Consider the following 19,136-nt stretch of genomic DNA (forward strand, 5'->3'; position numbering starts at 1 on the left):
CCAGACCCCCCGCAACACCTTTGCCCAAATTCTCCCTGTCTCCCAGAAAATAAATCCCACCCCCACCCCCCCGCCGGCCCCCTTAGGGGCTAACGGGGGCCCGCTTCGGGTATGTCCGTTTACGCCTTGCCGGCGCGGATGGACTCGAACACGTTGGGGTCCACCAGGGTTGAGGTGTCGCCCAGTTCGCGGCCCTCGGCGACATCGCGCAGCAGGCGGCGCATGATCTTGCCCGAGCGCGTCTTCGGCAGCTCCGGCACCACGTGGATCTCGCGCGGGCGGGCGATGGGGGAGATTTCGCGGGAGACCTCGGCCTTGAGTTCGGTGATCAGATCCGCGCCGGTGTCGGTGGCCTCGGCGGTGAGGATCACGAATGCCACGATGCCCTGGCCGGTGGTCTCGTCGGAGGCGCCGACCACGGCCGCCTCCGCTACGCAGGAGTGGCCGACCAGCGCGGACTCCACCTCGGCGGTCGAGATGCGGTGGCCGGACACGTTCATGACGTCGTCGACCCGGCCGAGCACCCACAGATCCCCGTCGGTGTCGAGCTTGGCCCCGTCACCCGCGAAGTACCAGCCCTTCTCGGCGTACCGCGACCAGTAGGTGTCCTTGTACCGCTCGTTGTCGCCCCAGATGCCGCGCAGCATGGACGGCCACGGCTCGTCGAGCACCAGGTACCCGTTGGCCTCGGTCTCGCCGAGGGAAACCGGATTGCCTTCCTCGTCAACGACTTTCGCCGAGATGCCCGGCAGCGGGGCCATCGCCGCGCCCGGCTTGGCCGCGGCGATGCCCGGCAGCGGCGAGATCATGATGGCGCCGGTCTCGGTCTGCCACCAGGTGTCCACGATGGGAGTCCGGTTGCCGCCCACCACATCCCGGTACCAGCGCCAGGCCTCCGGGTTGATCGGCTCGCCCACCGAACCCAGCAGCCGCAGGCTGGACAGATCGTGCGAATCCGGAATCTCGCGGCCCCACTTCATGAACGTACGCACCAGCGTCGGCGCCGTGTAATAGATGGTGACGCCGTACTTTTCGATGATCTGCCAGTGCCGGTGCTCGTCCGGAAAGTTCGGGGTGCCCTCGTAGACGACCTCGGTCGCGCCATTGGCCAGCGGGCCGTACACGATGTAGCTGTGCCCGGTCACCCAGCCGATGTCGGCGGTGCACCAGTACACGTCCTGACCGGGCTTGTGGTCGAACACATGGTGGTGGGTGTAGGCGGCCTGGGTCAGGTAGCCGCCGGAGGTGTGCAGGATGCCCTTGGGCTTACCGGTGGTGCCGGAGGTGTAGAGGATGAACAGCGGGTGCTCGGCGTCGAAGGCCTGCGCCTCGTGCTCGGGGGAGCCGAGCGCGACGGTCTCGTCCCACCACAGGTCGCGGCCCTCGGTCATCGGGGTCTCGATGCCGGTGCGGCGCACCACGAGTACGTGCTCGACGGTCGAATCACCCTCGGCGAGAGCCTCGTCCACGGCCGCCTTGAGCGGGGCCGGCTTGCCGCGCCGCCATTGGCCGTCGGTGGTGACGACCAGCTTGGCCGCGGCGTCGTCGACGCGCTGGCGCAGGGCGCTGGGTGAGAAGCCGGCGAAGACCACCGAGTGGGTCAGGCCCAGGCGGGCGCAGGCCAGCATGGCCACGATGGCCTCGGGGACCATCGGCATGTAGATGGCGACCCGGTCGCCCGCGGCCAGCCCCAGGCCGGTGAAGTAGTTGGCGGCACGCGATACCTCGGCCAGCAGTTCGGCATAGGTGATGTCACGGGAGTCGCCGGGCTCGCCCTCCCAGTGGATGGCGACCCGGTCGCCGTGCCCGTCGAGCACGTGCCGGTCCACGCAGTTGTAGGCGATATTGAGCTTGCCGTCGGCGAACCACTTGGCGAAGGGCGCGTCGTCCCAGTCCAGCACCTGGGTGAAGGGCTGATGCCAGTGCAGGCGGCGTGCCTGCTCGGCCCAGAACCCGTCGCGATCCACGGCGGCCCGATCGTAGAGAGAGGCGTCGCCGTTGGCGGCGGCCGCGAACTCAGCGCTGGGCGGATAGGCATCCAGGTGGTCGGCGGTGGTTTCGGTCATCTCGTCTCTTCTTCTCTCGCGTGCAGGCCGCGTGGGGTGACGGCGGCCACGTTCGACCCTAACCGACTGTGACCTGCGTCGTGTTCGGCCGTCTCGATCGGTGGGCGGTCGTGACGAGGCTCCCATCGGCGGCATGACCGAACCGTGAACGCGAGGTCCGCGCTGCTGTGCACTGTGTCACGTAGGGTCTCCCATTCGGATGCCCCATGTTGCCGGATTGCTAACAAGCCGAACATTCCCGTTTCGATCCGCTGACAACATCGGCCGCGATCGTTAATGTCCGATTCACCCGAGGCCGACCGTTTCCTGGGATGGGAGAAACGCGTTGCGAATCAAGATGATCACCGCGCTAGCCGTGGCGGCACTGGCCACAAGCCTCAGCCTGACCGCATGTTCGTCCGGTGAGGACAACAATTCCGACTACGTCACCGTGAACGGCGCCGAACCGCAGAATCCTTTGGTGCCCACCAATACCAACGAGAACATGGGCGGCCGCGTGGTCGACCGGCTCTGGGCCGGGCTGAAGTACTACGACGCCAACGGCACTCCGCACGACGAGATGGCGCAGTCCATCGTCACGCCGGACCGCCAGCACTACACCATCACCATCAAGCCGGACTGGACGTTCACCGACGGCACGCCGGTGACCTCGAAATCCTTTGTGGACGCGTGGAATTACGGCGCCCTGGGCACCAATGCGCAGCTGCAGAACTGGGTCTTCACCCCGATCGTCGGCTACGACGACGTCGCGGCGAATCCGCCTAAAGCACAGTCGATGTCGGGCCTGAAGGTGGTCGACGACCACACCTTCACCGTCGACCTCAAACAGCCTTCGATCGACTTCGAGCTGGAACTCGGCTTCGCGCCGTTCTATCCGCTGCCCGCCGTGGCCTACAAGGACATGAAGGCCTTCGGTGAGAACCCGATCGGCAACGGCCCCTACAAGTTCGCCACAGCCGGTGCCTGGCAACACAATGTGCAGATCGAGGTGGTGCCCAACTCGGCCTACAAGGGCGGGCGGCCCGCCAAGAACAAGGGCCTGCGATTCAAGATGTACGCGAACATGGACACCGCGTACGCTGACCTGCTGCAGGGCAATCTGGACGCCCTGGACGTGATCCCGGATACCGCGCTGGCCACCTACGAGAAGGATCTGGGCGACCGGGCCATCCACAAGCCCATCGCCTACAGCCAGCACATCGGCATCCAGCCCAATGTCGCGCACTTCTCCGGACCCGAAGGGGTGTTGCGGCGCAAGGCGATTTCGATGGCCATCAACCGGGAACAGATCGCCGCCAACATCTTCCACAACACCCGCGTTCCCTGCCAGGACTTCACCGCCTTCACCCTGCCCGGCTTCCGCGCCGGCCTGCCGGGATCGGAAGTGCTGAAGTTCAATCCGGACGAGGCCAAGAAGCTGTGGGCGCAGGCCGACGCCATGTCCCCGTGGTCGGGCACCTTCCAGATCGCCTACAACTCCGACGGCGGTCATCAGGCCTGGATCGAGGCCACCGCGAACAGCATCAAGAACACCCTCGGCATCGACGCGGTCGGCGCACCTTACGCCACGTTCAAGAACATTCGCGACGAGATCGTGCACGAGAACGTGGGCAAGGCGTTCCGCTACGGCTGGCAGGGCGACTACCCGTCCATGTTCGAGTACCTGACCGCGCTGTTCCTGAGCTCGTCGGAAACAAATGACGCGCACTACAAGAACCCGGAATTCGACCGGCTGCTCAACAGTGCCCTCGCCGCCGCCACACCCGAACAGGCGTATGACGGCATCGCGCAGGCGCAGACCGTGCTGTTCCGGGACATGGCCGATATTCCGATCTTCGACTACAACGTCGCGGCCGGGCGCTCGGACAAGGTGAAGCAGGCGCCGGTCTCCTGGTCGGGGCTGTTCGACTTCGAGAACATCGAGAAGTAGCCCGGCATGGTGTGGTACGTCGCCCGGCGGCTGCTCCAGATGATCCCGGTCTTCCTCGGGGCGACGCTGCTCATCTACGCGATGGTCTTCCTGATCCCCGGCGACCCCATCCAGGCGCTCGCCGGGGACCGGCAGATGACCCCGGCGGTGGAGGCGTCCCTGCGCGCCCGCTACCACCTGGATCAGCCGTTCTTCATCCAATATCTGGAGTACCTGAAAGGCATTGTCACGCTGGACTTCGGGACGTCCTTCTCGGGGCGGCCGGTGCGCGAGGAGCTCGCCCGCGCGTTCCCGATCACCTTCCGGCTGTCCGTCATGGCGGTCTGCATCGAAGCGATCTTCGGCGTGACGTTCGGGCTGATCGCGGGGCTGCGCAAGGGCAAGCTCTTCGACTCCACCATGCTGGTGCTCAGCCTGGTGATCATCGCGGTGCCGATCTTCGTGGTGGGCTTCCTCGCGCAGTTCCTGCTCGGCGTGAAGTGGGGCATCGCACCGGTCACCGTCGGGGCGAAGGCGAGCTTCGGAGATCTGCTGGTACCGGCATTCGTGCTCGCGTCGCTGTCGTTCGCCTACGTACTGCGGCTGACCCGGAACGCGGTGGCGGAGAACATGACCGCCGACTTCGTGCGCACCGCCACCGCCAAGGGACTGAGCCGCAGGCGGGTGATCGTGGTGCACATCCTGCGCAATTCGATGATCCCGGTGGTCACCTTCCTCGGCACCGACCTGGGCTTCCTGCTCGGCGGCGCGGTGGTCACCGAGGGCATCTTCAATATCCCCGGCGTCGGTGGCACGCTCTACCAGGCCATTACGCGCGGGGAACCGCCCACGGTGGTGGCCTTCGTGACGGTGCTGATCGTGATCCTGTTGCTGTCCAACCTGATCGTCGACCTGCTCTACGCCGCCCTCGACCCGAGGATCCGCTATGCCTGAACCCGAGGCCCGCGACAGCCGACACCCTGCGGTCCGCGAAATGTGCCGTGGCCAGGAGCATTTCGTGGCGCCGCCCGACGAGGTCCAGGTCCTGGCCACCGACTCACTGGACGAGACGACCGCCCCCACCAGCGTGTGGCAGGACGCCTGGCGGCAGCTGCGGCGCAATCCCATCTTCCTCGCGGCGGCGGTGCTCATCGTGCTGGTGGTGCTGGTCGCCGTGTGGCCGCAGCTGTTCACCAGCCAGGATCCGCGCTACTGCAACGGCGATTTCAGCATGCAGAGGCCGTCCGGGGCGCACTGGTTCGGCTTCGACAAGCAGGGCTGCGACATCTACGCCCGCACCATCTACGGCGCGCGCGCCTCGGTGGTGACCGGAGTCGGCGCGACCCTGATCTACGTGCTCATCGGCGGCACCCTGGGCGCGATCGCCGGATACTATGGTGGGCTGCTGGATTCGATGGTGTCGCGGATCGCGGAGGTGTTCTACGCGCTGCCGCTCATGCTGGCCTCCATCGTGCTCATGCAGCTGCTCGCCTCGCGCACGGTGTGGACGGTCATGCTCACGCTGGCCTCGTTCAGTTGGCCGCAGGCCGCGCGCATCGTGCGCGGTGCGGTGATCGAATCGAAGAACAGCGAGTACGTCACCGCGGCAAAGGCCCTGGGCGTCTCCAGATTCCGGACGCTGGTGCGGCATGTGCTGCCCAACTCGGCCGGGCCGCTCATCGTGGTGAGCACCATCGCGCTGGGCGTCTTCATCGTCACCGAGGCGACGCTGTCGTATCTGGGCGTCGGGCTCACCCGGCAGACCGTGTCGTGGGGATCGGATATCGCCGTGGACCAGAAGGAGATTCGCACCTCGGCGATCCTGTTCTACCCGGCCACCGCGCTCGCGCTGACTGTGCTCAGCTTCATCATGCTCGGCGACGCCGTGCGCGACGCCTTAGACCCCAAGGCCCGTAAGAGGTGAGCGCCATGACCGAACCACTGCTCGAGGTCCGCGATCTGAACGTGGCCTTCACCGCCGACCGGCACGAGATCCCGGCGGTGCGCGGGGTGAGCCTGACCGTGTATCCGGGACAGACGGTCGCCATCGTCGGCGAATCCGGATCCGGCAAATCGACCACCGCGCACGCCATCATCGACCTGTTGCCCGGCACCGGCCGGATCACCTCCGGCTCGGTCCTCTTCGACGGCAAGGACCTCTCGAAGGCCTCCGGCCGCGAGATCGTCGGGGTGCGCGGGCGCGGCATCGGCTTCGTGCCGCAGGACCCCATGTCCAACCTGAACCCGGTGTGGAAGGTCGGATTCCAGATCCGGGAAACCCTGGAGGCCAATGGCGTTGCCAAGGGCCGCGCCGCCCGGCAGCGGGCCGTCGAACTGCTCGCCGAGGCCGGCATGCCCGACGCCGAACGCCGCGTCAACCAGTACCCCCACGAATTCTCCGGCGGCATGCGCCAGCGCGCGCTCATCGCCATCGGGCTGTCCTGCCGGCCGAAACTGCTCATCGCCGACGAACCCACCTCGGCGCTCGACGTCACCGTGCAGCGCCAGATCCTCGACCACCTCGACGGCCTGACCACCGAACTCGGCACCGCGGTCCTGCTCATCACCCACGACCTGGGCCTGGCCGCCGAACGAGCCGAACACCTGGTCGTCATGTACCGCGGCCGCGTGGTGGAATCCGGTCCGGCACTGCAGATCCTGCGCGAACCCCAGCACCTGTACACCAAGAAACTGGTGAACTCCGCGCCCTCACTGGCCTCGCAACGGCTGTCCTCGGTACGCAAGCGGGCCGAGGTGCGGGAGCAAGCCGTCCAGATCGCCGGGCAGCTGGTCGAGACCGACGCCGAATTCGCCGGTGCCCCAGACGATCTGCTCGTCGCCGACCGGCTGACCCGGGTGTTCCGCATTCGCGGCAACGCGCCGTGGCGATCCTCCGAACTCGTTGCGGTGGACGACGTTTCGTTCACCCTGCGGCGCGGCACCACCACCGCGATCGTCGGCGAATCCGGTTCGGGCAAATCCACGGTGGCGCAGATGGTGCTGGGCCTGCTGCCGCCCACCTCCGGCCGTGTCACCTTCGACGGTCGCGAGGTAGCGACCCTGGATGCCAAGGCCGCCTTCGCTTTCCGACGCCGCGTGCAGCCCGTGTTCCAGGACCCCTACGGGTCCCTCGACCCGATGTACTCCATCTACCGGACCATCGAGGAGCCGCTGCGCACCCATCGCCTCGGCACTCCTGCCGAGCGTGAGGCCACCGTGCGCGACCTGCTCGACAAGGTCTCGCTCCCGGCCTCGGTCATGCGCCGCTACCCGAACGAGCTCTCCGGCGGCCAGCGTCAGCGCGTGGCCATCGCTCGCGCCCTGGCGCTCTCCCCGGAGCTGGTGGTCTGCGACGAGGCCGTCTCCGCCCTCGACGTGCTGGTGCAGGCTCAGATCCTGCAGCTGCTCAACGAACTGCAGGCCGACCTCGGCCTCACCTACCTGTTCATCACCCACGACCTGGCCGTGGTCCGCCAGATCGCCGACGACGTCCTGGTGATGCAGGAGGGCAGGGTGGTCGAGGCCGCGTCCACCACCGAGGTGTTCGACAACCCGCAATCCGAATACACCCGCCGCCTCCTCGACGCCATCCCCGGTCGCGACCTCCTCGCGGGATGACCGCCCGGGTGTCGGCGGGCGATCCGATACCCGGCAGTAGCCTCGTACTTCGTGACCGACCCGCTGCAGCCCCTCGTCGACCTGCCCGGCGTGCGCGATGCCGCCGACAAGGCCCGTGATGCCCTCGCCGAGGTGCATCGCCACCGGGCGAACCGCCGCGGCTGGCCCACCACCGCCGCCGAGGCCGCCGTCCGTGCGGCCCGCTCCTCCGCCGCCATCGACGGCGGCACCATCGATCTCCCCGCCGACGGCCGCGTCGACGACCCGATCCTGGCCGGCTCCCTGCGCGTCGGCCAGGCCCTCGACGCCGAGGCCCTCACCAACCTGGTCGGTGTCTGGCAGCGCGCCCCGCTCCAGGCTCTCGCCCGCCTGCACCTGCTCGCCGCCGCCGACATGGTCGACGACGAACAGCAGCTGGGCCGCCCCCGCAATGTCCCCGGCGTCGCCGAACGTCTGGACCTGCTGGTCCAGACCATCACCAGCACCAAGGCCCCCGCCCCGGTGATCGCGGCCGTGGTCCACGGCGAACTGCTCTCCCTGCGGCCCTTCGGCACCGCCGACGGCATCGTCGCCCGCGCCGCCTCCCGCCTGGTCGCCGTGTCCAGTGGCCTGGACCCGCACAGTCTCGGCGTCCCCGAAGTCTTCTGGCTCCGCCGTCGCCAGGCCTACCTCGATGCCGCGGCCGCCTTCGGCATGGGAACCCCGGAGGGCGTCGGCGGCTGGGTGATCTTCACCTGCGGCGCCCTCGAAGACGGCGCCCGCGAGGCCCGCTCGATCGCGGACGCCGCCTCGGGGTAAGCCCCCTGATCACGAAACTGCCTGTACGCCAAGGTTTCTCGTGATCCATACACGTCAAAGCGGGCGGCGTTGTCGCGAATTGCGACCTCACCGCCCGCTAGCACGGACCACCTGGTTACCAAGCGTGCTTCTCTGGTTGTGTTTTCTTCGGCCTCGGCGAGCTCTCTGGGATCCAGCGGTTCATCCCCGCATTTGATTGCGAGGCTCTTGCCGTCGATATCCCGGATAACGCAGGCCCACAACTACTGTTGCCCTTGTCGCGGCGTGCTCCGCGTGGGTGCCCGGTGTCCGTGCTGGGAAGGGTGGGATGGGAGGTCGAATCTTCTCTTCCGATCCGATCTTGGCCTTCCGTCCTTCCGTGCCTCCATTGTTACCCCGTGACCGCCGTCACATCAAGACCTGGGGAAACTTTCAAATACTCGGCGTGTCCCGCCCTTTTCATCCGGGCGTTTCCGGCGGGTCGGCGTCAGCGGCGCCGCCGCAGCAGCCGGTAGGTGAGGGCTCCGGCCGCCAGCGCGCCGAGCCCGACCGCGGCGGTCGCGGCCATCGTGGTGGTGGTCGCAGCCGGGATCCGCGCCCACAGCGACACCGGATTGGAGAAGGTGAGAATCGGCCAGCCGCGGGTGGTGGCCTCGCGCCGCAGGCCCCGATCCGGATTCACCGCCGTGGGGTGGCCGACCACCTCGAGCATGGGCAGATCTGTCACCGAGTCCGAGTAGGCGTAGCAGCGCGAGAGGTCGTAATCGTATTGCACCGCAAGCTTTTCGATGGCCTCGACCTTGCCCGGGCCGTAGCAGTAGAACTCGACTTCGCCCGCGTACCTGCCGTTTTCGATGACCATACGGGTGGCGGCGAAGTGGTCCGCGCCCAGTGCCGCGGCGATCGGGGCCACCATCTCCTCGCCGGAGGCGGAGACGATCACCACGTCGTGGCCTCGAATCCGGTGGTCCGCAATGAGATCCGCGGCCTCGGCGTAGATGAGCGGGTCCACGATGTCGTGCAGGGCCTCGGCGACGATCGAGCGCACCTGGTCCACATCCCAGCCCGCGCACATCTTGGTGAGATGCTCGCGCATGCGCTCCATCTGATCGTGATCGGCGCCGGACAGCAGGAACAGGAAGTGGGCGTAGCTGCTCTCCAGCACGGCCCGCCGGCTGAGCAGGCCCTGGTCCAGGAACGGCTTGCTGAACACGAAGGCGCTCGACCTGGCGATCACCGTCTTGTCGAGATCGAAGAAGGCGGCGACTCGTCCGCGTTCGGCTGTCACGTCGTCCAGGATATGGTTCTGCGCCGCGCCATTTCATTCGGCTGGGCGGCAGGCGTGGCAGGGGTCACTGTGAGACCCGGTTCATCCGGGTTAGCCAGGCGGAAGCCGAGCCGTCGGGGCGGGAAAAAGACTCGCCGGGCGGACTTGCAATCCGGCCGGGGCTTGGGTGTAGTATCGCAGTTACCTGGACATAGTCCAGGCGCGTTCAGCCCGACCCCCCGGGGCTGAACCCGACGGCCCCAGCCTCCTCCCCCCCCGGCTGGGGCCGTCCTCTATATACGGATATATACGGACAGTTCCCGATCCGCTCCCGCTCCCCGAGTTCTGCACAGGCCGTGTGTTATCCACACTCGCCGTGGAGGCGCTTTCGCCGCTGCTCCGATCGGGCGACGCTGACCTGCATGAACTCCGATGCCGCCACCCCACCGGCCCTGTCGCTGGTCGCCGATCCCCGCCTGCGCGACGAGATCCGCCGCATCGCCGCCGCGGCCGACCGCCCGCTCGACGAGCGTGTACCGCCGCCGGGCCGCCACGCCTGGACCGCCGCGTCCGTGATCATCGTCGATACCGCTGCCGCACATAGCTGTGCGTCCGCCGCCCACCCCCGCCGCCCGGGGATTCTCCTGGTGACCGACGGCGAGCCCGGTTTGCTCGATTGGCAGGCCGCCACCGCGGCCGGCGCCGAACAGGTCCTGCCCCTGCCCGCCGCCGCGGACGCCTTGATCGCCGCCTTTGCCGCCCACGACGGCCGGCGCCCCGGCGACGGCGCGGTCCTCGCGGTGGCCGGCGCAGGCGCGGGATCCGGCGCCTCAGTCCTGGCCGCCGCCGTAGCCCTCACGGCCGCAGGCCGTTTCCGCGACCGCACCCTGCTGGTCGACTGCGCTCCCTACGGCGGCGGCCTCGATCTCCTCCTCGGCCTGGAGAGGGCACCGGGGCTGCGCTGGCCCGACCTCACCATCGAACACGGCCGCGTCTCCGCCCCCGCCCTGCACGAGGCGCTGCCCGCCACCGGGGGCCTGGCCGTGCTCTCCTGCGGAAGAGGTGCTCCCGCAATCGAACTCGGCGTTCTCTCGCCAAGCGCGGACCCGATCACCCCTGGGTGCAGCTCCGTGGACGGTGCCGCTTCCCACGCACAGTTCGCACCGACGCTTCATCCCGCCATGCTCTGTCCGGACGGAACGACCTCGCTCGCAACGGATCTCGACCGGTCCCCGTCTCGCGTGATCGACCGCGGCGAGGGATCGGTGGCGGCGGCACTCGCGCCCGCCGCCGTACGAGCCGTCCTCGAGGGCGGCCGGGCGGCCGGTGATCTCGTGGTCGCTGACCTGTCGAGCGACCACGGGCCGCACACCGACCAAGTCCTCGATGTGGCCGATCTGGTGGTGCTGGTGACCCAGGCACGCCTGCGCTCGATTGTCGCGGCCGAATCCGCCGCTGCCTACCTGACTGCGCGAAATCCGAATGTGCGCTTGATCGTCCGGGGTCCCGCGCCCGGCGGCCTCGCCCCGGCCGATATCGCCGAGGCGCTCACCCTGCCGCTGCTCACCGCTGTCCCGTCGCAGCCGGGTCTGACCGAGCGCCTGGAACGCGGGGGCCTGACCGTCCGGCGTCGCGGTCCGCTTCGCGCCGCCGCCGAAACCGCGTTGACCGCACTGTTTTCCGAGAGTCTCCGCTACGGCCGGCCTCCCGGCGGCCCGGGGCCCTCGTGGTGGCGCATCGCCCGCGCGCACGGTTCGACCTGTGGTTCTCCGCTGCCGGAACCCACGGGAGCCCGGAAATGACGGTGGCACAGGACAACCGGTTGTCTCGGATCTCTGCCGCCGCTACCGCGTGGCCGCGGCGGGGACTCTCGTTGGGGATGTGGTCCGATGTGCGGGGCTCGCGAGCGGTCCGGTCGTCGAGCACGTCCGGCTCGGCCGGGCGGGTCGGGTACTGCCGAATCGGGTCCGGGCGGGATTGCCGCTGGCCGGCCGTCCGCCTCGAGGTGCGCGATGAGTGAGCTGGTGACGACCGAGCTGCTGGAGCGGGTGCGGGAGCGGCTGGCGGACGGGGCGGCGGATCCGGATCCGGCGCGGGTGGCGGCGGCCATTCGGGCTGAGGCGGGCGGGGTGCTCGCGGACACGGATCTGTTGCGGGCCTTGCGATTGCTGCAGACCGAGATGACCGGCGCGGGAGTGCTGGAGCCGCTGCTGCACGACCCCGAGGTGGCCGATGTGCTGGTCACCGGGCCGGATTCGGTGTGGGTCGATAGAGGGCGGGGCCTGCGACGTGCCTCGGTGCGGTTTCCGGACGAGGCGGCGGTGCGGCGGTTGGCACAACGATTGGCGCTGGCGGCCGGGCGGCGGCTGGATGATGCGCAGCCATGGGTGGACGGACGGCTGGCGGGAACCGAAGCGGCATCGGGGGATTCCTTCGGAGTGCGGTTGCACGCGGTGCTGTCGCCGATCGCGCACGGCGGCACCTGCCTGTCGCTGCGCGTGCTGCGCCCGGCCACCCAGGGTTTGGACGCGCTGGCCGCGGCCGGTGCGGTGCCGCCGGATGCGAAGCTGCTGCTGGAGCACATCATTCGTGCCCGGCTCGCCTTCCTGGTGGTCGGTGGCACCGGCGCGGGTAAGACCACACTGTTGTCGGGCCTGCTGGCCAAGGTGGCCCCGGCCGAGCGGATCATCTGCGTCGAGGACGCGGCCGAGCTCGCGCCACCGCATCCACACGTGGTCCGCCTGGTCGCCCGCCCCGCCAATGTCGAGGGCGCGGGTCAAGTCACCGTCCGCGATCTGGTGCGCCAGGCGCTCCGCATGCGCCCGGATCGCATTGTGGTGGGGGAGGTTCGGGGGGCCGAGGTCGTCGACCTGCTGACCGCGCTCAATACCGGCCACGACGGTGGAGCGGGGACCGTGCACGCCAATTCACCCGGCGAGGTCCCGGCCCGGCTGGAGGCGCTCGCGGCCCTGGGCGGCATGTCGCCGCCCGCCCTCCACAGTCAGCTGGCCGCCGCCATCCAGGTGATCCTGCACGTCCACCGTCGGCCCGACGGCCGTCGCGCGCTCCGCGAAATCGGCGTGGTCACCCCGGTCGACGGCCGGGTGCGGATCGCACCCGCATGGACCGCCGACACCGGTCTCACCCCGGGCGCTGTACCCCTCAGGAAACTCCTCGACGAAAGGACTCCAGATGATCCCCGCGAGTGAAGACTGCCCGGGCTCGTGCGGTTGCCCTCGGCTCCGGTCGAATTCGCCGCTCCACGGTTCGATTCCGCCCTACGGGATCGACTCGGATCGGCTGTGCTGCAATCCTTTTGGCCTGCGTGGATCGCGGCTCCCGGGATTGCGGTTGGCGTGGTGTGATGGCTGTTGCCGGTCGGTTGTCACCGATTCGATTGGCGCCGATGATGATCCGGGCTCGACGCAGTCCGGAGGTGACTGATGCGATCCGGCTTCGGACCACACGCGCTCGCACCGGCCTGCCTCGCGCTGGCGCTGCTCCTGGTGCCTCCCCCTATCGCTCGACGACGCATGTCGCGACTGTTCACGCTTCGCGATCGTGGGCGAAAGTCACGGCGCAGCTGGATGATTCGTGTTGCGCCGTTGTCGGTCGTGCCCCTGGTGTTCCTCGTCGGCCCCGGTCCGGTGGTGGCCGCGGTGCTGGTGGCGACCACTGTCCTGATTCGCTACCGCCGCACGAGGCGAGAGCGGCAGCGGGGAATCGAGATCGCACAACTACTCGAGGGTCTGGAGGCGGTAATCGGGGAGCTGCGGATCGGTGCACATCCGAGCGCCGCGGCCCAGGTGGCGGCCCATGAGATCGCGGGCGATGTGGCACGGGCCTTCGCGGTCAGCGCGGCGCGGAGCCGGTTGGGCGGATCCGGCGCGGAGGGCCTGCGGCGTCACGACTCGGTGGTGGCGCGGGAACTGTCCCGAGTGGCTGGGGCCTGGCGGGTGGCCGAGCGGCACGGGCTCGCCCTGGCCGAGCTGCTGGCCGCTGCGCGTTCGGATCTACTGGGCCGCAAGCGCTTCCGCGACCGCACCTCCGCGGCGCTGGCCGGGGCCCGGGCGACCGCCGTGGTGCTGGCGCTGCTGCCCCTGCTCGGCCTCGGCCTGGGCGAGCTGATGGGTGCGTCCCCGCTGCGTGTGCTGTTGCTGTCCTCGGCGGGCACGCTGCTGCTGCCCCTGGGGTCCGCCCTGACGTGCGCCGGTCTGCTGTGGGCCGATGCCATCACCGACAAGGTGCTGCGATGACTCCGTCCGTGGCCGCGGTGCTGGCGGCGATCGCGGTGCTCATGCTGCCGGGCCGGACCGGTGCGGTCCGGCGGCTGCACCGCTTGCGGGACCCGGCGCACGGTAATCCAAGGCCGCGGAGGCAGTTCCGGGCCGAGCCGGATCCGCTCGGGGTCGCCTCCGCTCTCGATCTGCTGGCGGCGTGCCTGCGTGCCGGACTGCCCACCGCCTCCGCCGCCGCCGCAGTTGCGTCCGAGGCTCCCGATCCACTGGCCTCGACCCTGCGCCGGGTTGCCGACCTGCTGGCGCTGGGCGCCGATCCGGCCACCGCGTGGGAGCAGGCCACGGCCGGCTCGGCCGATGAGACGGTGACGGCCCTGGCGCGGCTGGCCCGCCGGTCGGCGCGCTCGGGAACCGGATTGGCCACGGCCGTGGCCGAATTGGCGGAGCGCCGCCGGGGCGAGCTCGAGGATATGGCCGCGGCCCGGGCCGAGCGCGCCGGGGTGCTGATCGGCGGCCCGCTCGGCCTCTGCTTCCTGCCCGCCTTCCTGTGCCTGGGAATCGTTCCGGTAGTGATCGGCCTGGCGGGCCGGGTGCTGGAAGGCGGTCTGCTGTGACCGACGGGGGCCTCGAAGTTCACGACTGTGCCGGTGCGGATCCGCCGTGCCGGAGTGAGGGAAGGAACGAGCATGGGAACGACCGTCCGAAACCTGCTCTGGGAACTGCGGACCCGGCTGCTGCACGCCGTGACCGCCGACCACGGCATGAGCACCGCCGAATACGCGATCGGGACGATCGCGGCAGCCGCCTTCGGGGCGGTGCTGTACACCGTCGTGACCGGCGACAGCATTGTGAGCGCCCTGACCAAGATCATCGACAAGGCGCTGAAGACTCCCGTCAAGTGACGTATGCCATACCGCCTCTCCATGTCGAGGCTGGCATGGCGACCGTGGAGGCGGCCATAGCGCTGGCCGCCCTCGTCGCGGTGCTGGTCCTGGGCGTCGGCGCGCTGCTGGCGGTATCGGCGCAGGTGCGTTGTGTCGATGCCGCCCGCGAGGCGGCCCGTCTCGCCGCCCGAGGTGATACCGACGTCGGCGTCTCCACCGCCCGCCGGGTCGCACCGCCCGGCGCCCGGGTCGTCGTCCGCATCGAGGGTGACCTGGTCGTGGCCGAGGTGAGTGCCCGCGCCGCCCTCGTTCCGGTCACCCTGCACGCGGCGGCGGTGGCGGCGCGGGAACCCGGAGCATTCCGATGAGGCGCGCGACCGTGGATCGGGCCGAGAGGGAGGCGGGCGGAGTGACCGTGACCGCGTGCCTGGCCCTGATCGGCCTGCTGGCTGTCGCGGTCCTGATTGCCCAGGTCGGCGTGGCGGTGGCGGCCCGGCACCGGGTGCAGGCCGCTGCGGATCTGAGTGCGCTGGCCGCGGCCGGTGCATTGGATGGCGGCGTATCCGTCGCGTGCGGCCGGGCTGCGGGCGTCGCGGGCCGAATGGGTGTGCGACCGGTCGAATGCGTGGTGCTGGGCTGGGACGTGACGGTGACGGTTGCCGGGCGGATATCGCTTGGCCCGCTGGGGGAGCGGGACGTGCGCGCGGCCGCGCGGGCGGGCCCGTCGGACGAGCCGAGGTAGCGAGACAATATCTCGTACCGAGCGGTTGGTTAGAAATGTAATGGCGCGGGCCACATCGGTGGTCGATCAATGTCGAAATTCGATGAATGCGAGAGGGGAATAGATTGGGTATCGATTGCTTTCCAATTCGTTCCCGGAGACTCATTCGAATGAATGCACAGGTAAATCCGGGAGCGGCATTATCGAACGGAGCAATCGCTCAGTTAACAGGATGGCATACCTTTTTAATTGACTTGGGTCTCCAGCGTGTCGCCGCCACCTCTCAGCATCCGGATTTCGCCCGATATCAACCAGCTGACAAGGCCGACCGGTTGGTCGTGTGGCGCTTCGATCTCGCGGCGGAGACGGCCGTGTCACGGTTCGGGATATCCGTCGTCATCTTCCCCGAGTTCGGCCAGCACGGCCCGCAGTAGCCGGGCCGCACCGGCCTTGTCCAGCGGGTTGTTTCCGTTGCCGCACTTGGGTGACTGCACGCAGGACGGGCACCCGTGCGCGCACGCGCAGGACTCGATGGCGCCCAGGGTGGCCGTCAGCCAATGGCGCAGCCGGACAAAACCGCGCTCGGCGAAGCCCGCCCCGCCCGGATGCCCGTCGTAGACGAAGACCGTGGGCAGTCCGGTGTCGGCGTGTTCGGCGGTCGACACGCCGCCGATATCCCACCGATCGCAGGTCGCCACCAGTGGCAGCATGCCGATCGCGGCGTGTTCGGCCGCGTGCAGCGCGCCCGCGGTGTGTCGCGCGTCGATCCCGGCCCGGGCCAGCAGGTCCGGTGTGACCGTGTAGAACACGGCCCGGGTGGGCAGCGTCTGCGCCGGCAGGTCAAGGGGCACCAGGTCCAGCACCTCGCCGCTGGGCAGCCGGCGCAGGTACGCGACCACCTGGCGGGTCACCAGCACCTGCGCCAAAGCCGTTGTGACCGAGCCGTATCGGCGCTCCTCGGTCACCGCCTCGATCTCCAGTGAGGTGACCACCCGCGCGCTGGTGCTCCACCCCGGCGTGTCGGCGTGCACCAGCGCGACGCCCTCCTCGAGGTCCAGCTCGTCGACCACATAGCTCTCGCCCTGATGCAGGTGCACCGCGCCCGGATGCAACGTGGCAGGAGCGCGCCCGGCGTCGGTGGTGCCCAGCATGCGGCCCGACTCGCCGTCCACCACCGCCACCGCGGTGCCGATGCCGCCGCGCACGTCCACTGCGTCGTGCGGATGCGCGTCCGCGGTCACGAACCAGCGCGCCGACCCGTCCCGCGCCACGCCCGCACGCCGCCGGATCAAACCCTGTTCGGCCAGGTCGGACAGCAGTTCCCAGGCGTGGAAGGCATGTACCTCGGCATCGCTGAGCGGCTGTTCCATGGCCGCGCACAGCAGATGCGGCCCGAGCACATACGGATTGTGCGGGTCGGTGATCGTGGCTTCCAGTGGCCGTCCGAGCAGCGCCTGCGGGTGATGCACGAGGTAGGTGTCCAGCGGGTCGTCCCGCGCGATGAGCAGTACCAGCGACCCCTGGGTGCGTCGCCCGGCGCGCCCGGCCTGCTGCCAGAACGAGGCGACCGTCCCCGGATATCCCGCCACCACAACGGCATCCAGCCCGGCGATGTCCACGCCCAGTTCCAGGGCATTCGTGGTGGCCGCGCCCAGCAGCGAGCCGTCCGAGAGGGCCGCCTCCAGCGCCCGCCGGTCCTCGGCCAGATACCCGGCCCGATAAGCCGCGACACGCCCGGGGAGCTCGGCATCCACCTCCGCCAGCAGTCGCCGCGTGTCCATGGCGACCAGTTCGGCACCGCGCCGCGACCGCACGAAGGTCAGCGTGCGCGCTCCCTCGACCACCAGATCCGCCATCACGGTGGCGGCCTCGGCCCCGGCCGAACGCCGTACGGCCGCACCGTTTTCCCCGGTCACGCCGCTGCCGAGCAGCGGCGGCTCCCATAGCGCCACGGTCCGCGCGCCCTGCGGCGACCCGTCGTCGGTGACCGCCACGCACGGTGCGCCGATCAGCCTTTCGGCGGTGGCCGCCGGATCGGACGTGGTCGCCGAGCACAGCACGAAAACCGGATCCGCCCCGTAGCGCTCGGCGAGTCGCCGTAACCGGCGCAGCACCAGCGCTACGTGCGAGCCGAAAACCCCGCGATAGATATGGCATTCGTCGACCACGATGTATTTGAGTTGGCGCAACAATCGCGCCCATCGCTGATGGGACCGCAGCATTCCGACGTGCAGCATGTCCGGATTGGTGAACACCCATCGCGCGTGCGCCCGCACCCACTGCCGGACTTCCGCCGGCGTATCGCCGTCATACGGCGCGGGATGAATGGTGCGCAGTGGATCTTCGCTGGTCAGCTCGTTGACCATGCGTAGCTGATCGGCGCCCAGCGCCTTGGTCGGCGACAGATAGAGCGCCGTGGCCCGCGGATCCTGTTGCAGCGCGGTCAATACCGGCAGCTGATATGCCAGCGATTTCCCGGACGCCGTCCCGGTCGACACCACCACGTGCCGCCCCGCCGCGGCCAGTTCCGCGGCCCGGCTCTGGTGGCTCCACGGCTCCGCGACTCCGGCCGCCTGAACTGCGGCGATGACATCCGGAGATATCCATTCGGGCCACTTCGTGATCTGCGCCGCGCGCGGCGGTAGCTCGCTGACATGGGTGAGTCGGGAGTCACCCGAAACAGGGCTGTTTAGGACACGATTCAGCAACGATCTCCCGTAGCTGATGTCGCTGTTGTCTCCGGATCGATGCGTCGGATCTCCGCCATTCATCGAAGCGTCACCGCGACACGCCCAACGGGTGCGAAACGTGTGTGCGCTCGCGGCCCCACCTGCAATTTCACTGCAGAGTAGCGACCTGCCTCACACCCCGTTTGCCAGATGCTCGCTCGGTTATCCAGAAGCAAACCAACTTCAAGTACGGATTTGGGCATTATGCCCCTCACCTGCGCATTCGCAAGATCAACTTTTTTGCAAATTGTGGGTAACTCCGCTGTTGAATTCCCGGAAGACATGGTTCACTGGTTCCTGGTCGCAAGCTTCTGTGTTCGAGGGAACGGATCGAAAGTCCAAACCATCAGCAGGATCGATGTTGCGAACGGTGTACTAGGTGCTTTCCTGCAGGGGGAACAGAGTACAGCGGTCTCAACGGACCCGGTGGATGAACCCAGTTGTCCGCCGTTCCGGTATGGAAAGAGAAGGAACAGAATGGCACAGGGAACTGTGAAGTGGTTCAACGCGGAGAAGGGGTTCGGCTTCATCGCGCCCGAGGACGGCTCAGCTGACGTCTTCGTCCACTACTCCGAGATCCAGGGGTCGGGCTTCCGCACCCTCGAGGAGAACCAGAAGGTCGAGTTCGAGGTTGGTCAGGGCACCAAAGGCCCGCAGGCCACCGGTGTTCGCGCGCTCTCCTGAGCGAGCCAACCCCTCAGGTTCCGTCCCCCATCGCCTCCAGGCGGTGGGGGACGACCCATATCTGGACCCATTACACTCGATCACGATCAGGGGCTACATCGTCGCCGTGCACCAGCCATGGCCTTCGAACACGGTATAAACGTTGCTGGCAGCGATATCGGACATCGCAGCCGTTTGCCCCAGCCGCGTAGAGCGCGTACACCAGCGCCCAGGCGGATCGAGACGAAAGGTGTGTTCGCCGGT

Annotated in this window: 16 protein-coding genes; 13 read left to right on the forward strand and 3 right to left on the reverse strand. The window is 68.7% G+C overall.

Annotated features, from left to right (window positions below; translation table 11 throughout):
* Positions 1-119: 119 nt before the first annotated feature.
* Positions 120-2,066 carry an acetate--CoA ligase gene (acs, locus tag ABZ909_RS13595; protein WP_356998560.1) on the reverse strand — a complete coding sequence of 649 codons (1,947 nt, stop codon included), beginning with the start codon at positions 2,064-2,066 and terminating at the stop codon, positions 120-122.
* A gap of 337 nt (positions 2,067-2,403) precedes the next feature.
* Between acs and ABZ909_RS13600 the strand changes: the two genes are divergently transcribed.
* The 5 genes from ABZ909_RS13600 to ABZ909_RS13620 are packed head-to-tail and all read left to right on the forward strand — an operon-like array spanning position 2,404 to position 8,391.
* The gene (locus tag ABZ909_RS13600; RefSeq protein WP_356999219.1) at positions 2,404-3,996 is read left to right on the forward strand and encodes an ABC transporter substrate-binding protein; all 1,593 of its coding nucleotides are present in this window, start codon (positions 2,404-2,406) and stop codon (positions 3,994-3,996) included.
* Between the two features lie 6 nt (positions 3,997-4,002).
* A complete protein-coding gene (locus ABZ909_RS13605) occupies positions 4,003-4,929 on the forward strand; it encodes an ABC transporter permease (RefSeq protein ID WP_356998562.1) in 927 nt (308 codons plus the stop codon).
* Positions 4,922-5,899, forward strand: a complete 978-nt coding sequence (locus tag ABZ909_RS13610; RefSeq protein ID WP_356998564.1) for an ABC transporter permease — start codon at positions 4,922-4,924, stop codon at positions 5,897-5,899. The genes ABZ909_RS13605 and ABZ909_RS13610 overlap by 8 nt, the downstream gene beginning before the upstream one ends.
* A gap of 5 nt (positions 5,900-5,904) precedes the next feature.
* Complete coding sequence (locus ABZ909_RS13615; RefSeq protein ID WP_356998566.1) at positions 5,905-7,593, forward strand: ABC transporter ATP-binding protein; 1,689 nt, start codon at positions 5,905-5,907, stop codon at positions 7,591-7,593.
* A gap of 51 nt (positions 7,594-7,644) precedes the next feature.
* A complete protein-coding gene (locus ABZ909_RS13620) occupies positions 7,645-8,391 on the forward strand; it encodes an oxidoreductase (RefSeq protein WP_356998568.1) in 747 nt (248 codons plus the stop codon).
* Positions 8,392-8,857: 466 nt separating this feature from the next.
* Here ABZ909_RS13620 and ABZ909_RS13625 read toward each other — a convergent pair whose 3' ends face one another.
* On the reverse strand, positions 8,858-9,667 hold the full coding sequence (locus tag ABZ909_RS13625) for an HAD-IB family hydrolase (RefSeq protein ID WP_356999222.1): 810 nt from the start codon (positions 9,665-9,667) through the stop codon (positions 8,858-8,860).
* Between the two features lie 392 nt (positions 9,668-10,059).
* Here ABZ909_RS13625 and ssd point away from each other — a divergent pair, with 392 nt between their 5' ends.
* From ssd to ABZ909_RS13660, 7 genes are all read left to right on the forward strand, one after another.
* Entirely contained in the window at positions 10,060-11,439 is a 1,380-nt protein-coding gene (gene ssd / locus ABZ909_RS13630) for a septum site-determining protein Ssd (protein ID WP_356998570.1), read from the forward strand.
* Between the two features lie 210 nt (positions 11,440-11,649).
* Positions 11,650-12,846, forward strand: a complete 1,197-nt coding sequence (locus ABZ909_RS13635; protein WP_356998571.1) for a TadA family conjugal transfer-associated ATPase — start codon at positions 11,650-11,652, stop codon at positions 12,844-12,846.
* A 378-nt stretch (positions 12,847-13,224) separates the two neighbouring features.
* Positions 13,225-13,893 carry a type II secretion system F family protein gene (locus tag ABZ909_RS13640; protein WP_356998573.1) on the forward strand — a complete coding sequence of 223 codons (669 nt, stop codon included), beginning with the start codon at positions 13,225-13,227 and terminating at the stop codon, positions 13,891-13,893.
* The gene (locus ABZ909_RS13645) at positions 13,890-14,489 is read left to right on the forward strand and encodes a type II secretion system F family protein (protein WP_356998575.1); all 600 of its coding nucleotides are present in this window, start codon (positions 13,890-13,892) and stop codon (positions 14,487-14,489) included. The genes ABZ909_RS13640 and ABZ909_RS13645 overlap by 4 nt, the downstream gene beginning before the upstream one ends.
* Positions 14,490-14,561: 72 nt before the next feature.
* Positions 14,562-14,777, forward strand: a complete 216-nt coding sequence (locus tag ABZ909_RS13650; protein WP_356998577.1) for a DUF4244 domain-containing protein — start codon at positions 14,562-14,564, stop codon at positions 14,775-14,777.
* Between the two features lie 35 nt (positions 14,778-14,812).
* The gene (locus tag ABZ909_RS13655) at positions 14,813-15,127 is read left to right on the forward strand and encodes a TadE family type IV pilus minor pilin (RefSeq protein ID WP_356998579.1); all 315 of its coding nucleotides are present in this window, start codon (positions 14,813-14,815) and stop codon (positions 15,125-15,127) included.
* The gene (locus ABZ909_RS13660) at positions 15,124-15,501 is read left to right on the forward strand and encodes an Rv3654c family TadE-like protein (RefSeq protein WP_356998580.1); all 378 of its coding nucleotides are present in this window, start codon (positions 15,124-15,126) and stop codon (positions 15,499-15,501) included. The genes ABZ909_RS13655 and ABZ909_RS13660 overlap by 4 nt, the downstream gene beginning before the upstream one ends.
* 353 nt (positions 15,502-15,854) lie before the next feature.
* Here the strand turns inward: ABZ909_RS13660 and ABZ909_RS13665 are convergent, their stop codons facing one another.
* Complete coding sequence (locus tag ABZ909_RS13665) at positions 15,855-18,251, reverse strand: DEAD/DEAH box helicase (RefSeq protein WP_356998581.1); 2,397 nt, start codon at positions 18,249-18,251, stop codon at positions 15,855-15,857.
* 435 nt (positions 18,252-18,686) lie between these two features.
* On the opposite strand from ABZ909_RS13665, the gene ABZ909_RS13670 reads away from it, so the two are divergent.
* Positions 18,687-18,893 carry a cold-shock protein gene (locus tag ABZ909_RS13670; RefSeq protein ID WP_011206895.1) on the forward strand — a complete coding sequence of 69 codons (207 nt, stop codon included), beginning with the start codon at positions 18,687-18,689 and terminating at the stop codon, positions 18,891-18,893.
* The last annotated feature ends 243 nt before the right edge of the window (positions 18,894-19,136 follow it).

The organism is Nocardia sp. NPDC046763 (genome assembly GCF_040645495.1).
In the GTDB taxonomy this organism is placed as follows: domain Bacteria; phylum Actinomycetota; class Actinomycetes; order Mycobacteriales; family Mycobacteriaceae; genus Nocardia.

Coding starts and splice junctions, on each gene's coding strand:
- ABZ909_RS13645 (WP_356998575.1), top strand. CDS start 13,890: ATGACTCCGTCCGTGGCCGCGGTGCTGGCGGCGATCGCGGTGCTCATG.
- ssd (WP_356998570.1), top strand. CDS start 10,060: ATGAACTCCGATGCCGCCACCCCACCGGCCCTGTCGCTGGTCGCCGAT.
- ABZ909_RS13660 (WP_356998580.1), top strand. CDS start 15,124: ATGAGGCGCGCGACCGTGGATCGGGCCGAGAGGGAGGCGGGCGGAGTG.
- ABZ909_RS13650 (WP_356998577.1), top strand. CDS start 14,562: ATGGGAACGACCGTCCGAAACCTGCTCTGGGAACTGCGGACCCGGCTG.
- ABZ909_RS13635 (WP_356998571.1), top strand. CDS start 11,650: ATGAGTGAGCTGGTGACGACCGAGCTGCTGGAGCGGGTGCGGGAGCGG.
- ABZ909_RS13640 (WP_356998573.1), top strand. CDS start 13,225: ATGATTCGTGTTGCGCCGTTGTCGGTCGTGCCCCTGGTGTTCCTCGTC.
- ABZ909_RS13670 (WP_011206895.1), top strand. CDS start 18,687: ATGGCACAGGGAACTGTGAAGTGGTTCAACGCGGAGAAGGGGTTCGGC.
- acs (WP_356998560.1), bottom strand. CDS start 2,066: ATGACCGAAACCACCGCCGACCACCTGGATGCCTATCCGCCCAGCGCT.
- ABZ909_RS13655 (WP_356998579.1), top strand. CDS start 14,813: ATGGCGACCGTGGAGGCGGCCATAGCGCTGGCCGCCCTCGTCGCGGTG.
- ABZ909_RS13600 (WP_356999219.1), top strand. CDS start 2,404: ATGATCACCGCGCTAGCCGTGGCGGCACTGGCCACAAGCCTCAGCCTG.
- ABZ909_RS13610 (WP_356998564.1), top strand. CDS start 4,922: ATGCCTGAACCCGAGGCCCGCGACAGCCGACACCCTGCGGTCCGCGAA.
- ABZ909_RS13605 (WP_356998562.1), top strand. CDS start 4,003: ATGGTGTGGTACGTCGCCCGGCGGCTGCTCCAGATGATCCCGGTCTTC.
- ABZ909_RS13615 (WP_356998566.1), top strand. CDS start 5,905: ATGACCGAACCACTGCTCGAGGTCCGCGATCTGAACGTGGCCTTCACC.
- ABZ909_RS13665 (WP_356998581.1), bottom strand. CDS start 18,251: ATGAATGGCGGAGATCCGACGCATCGATCCGGAGACAACAGCGACATC.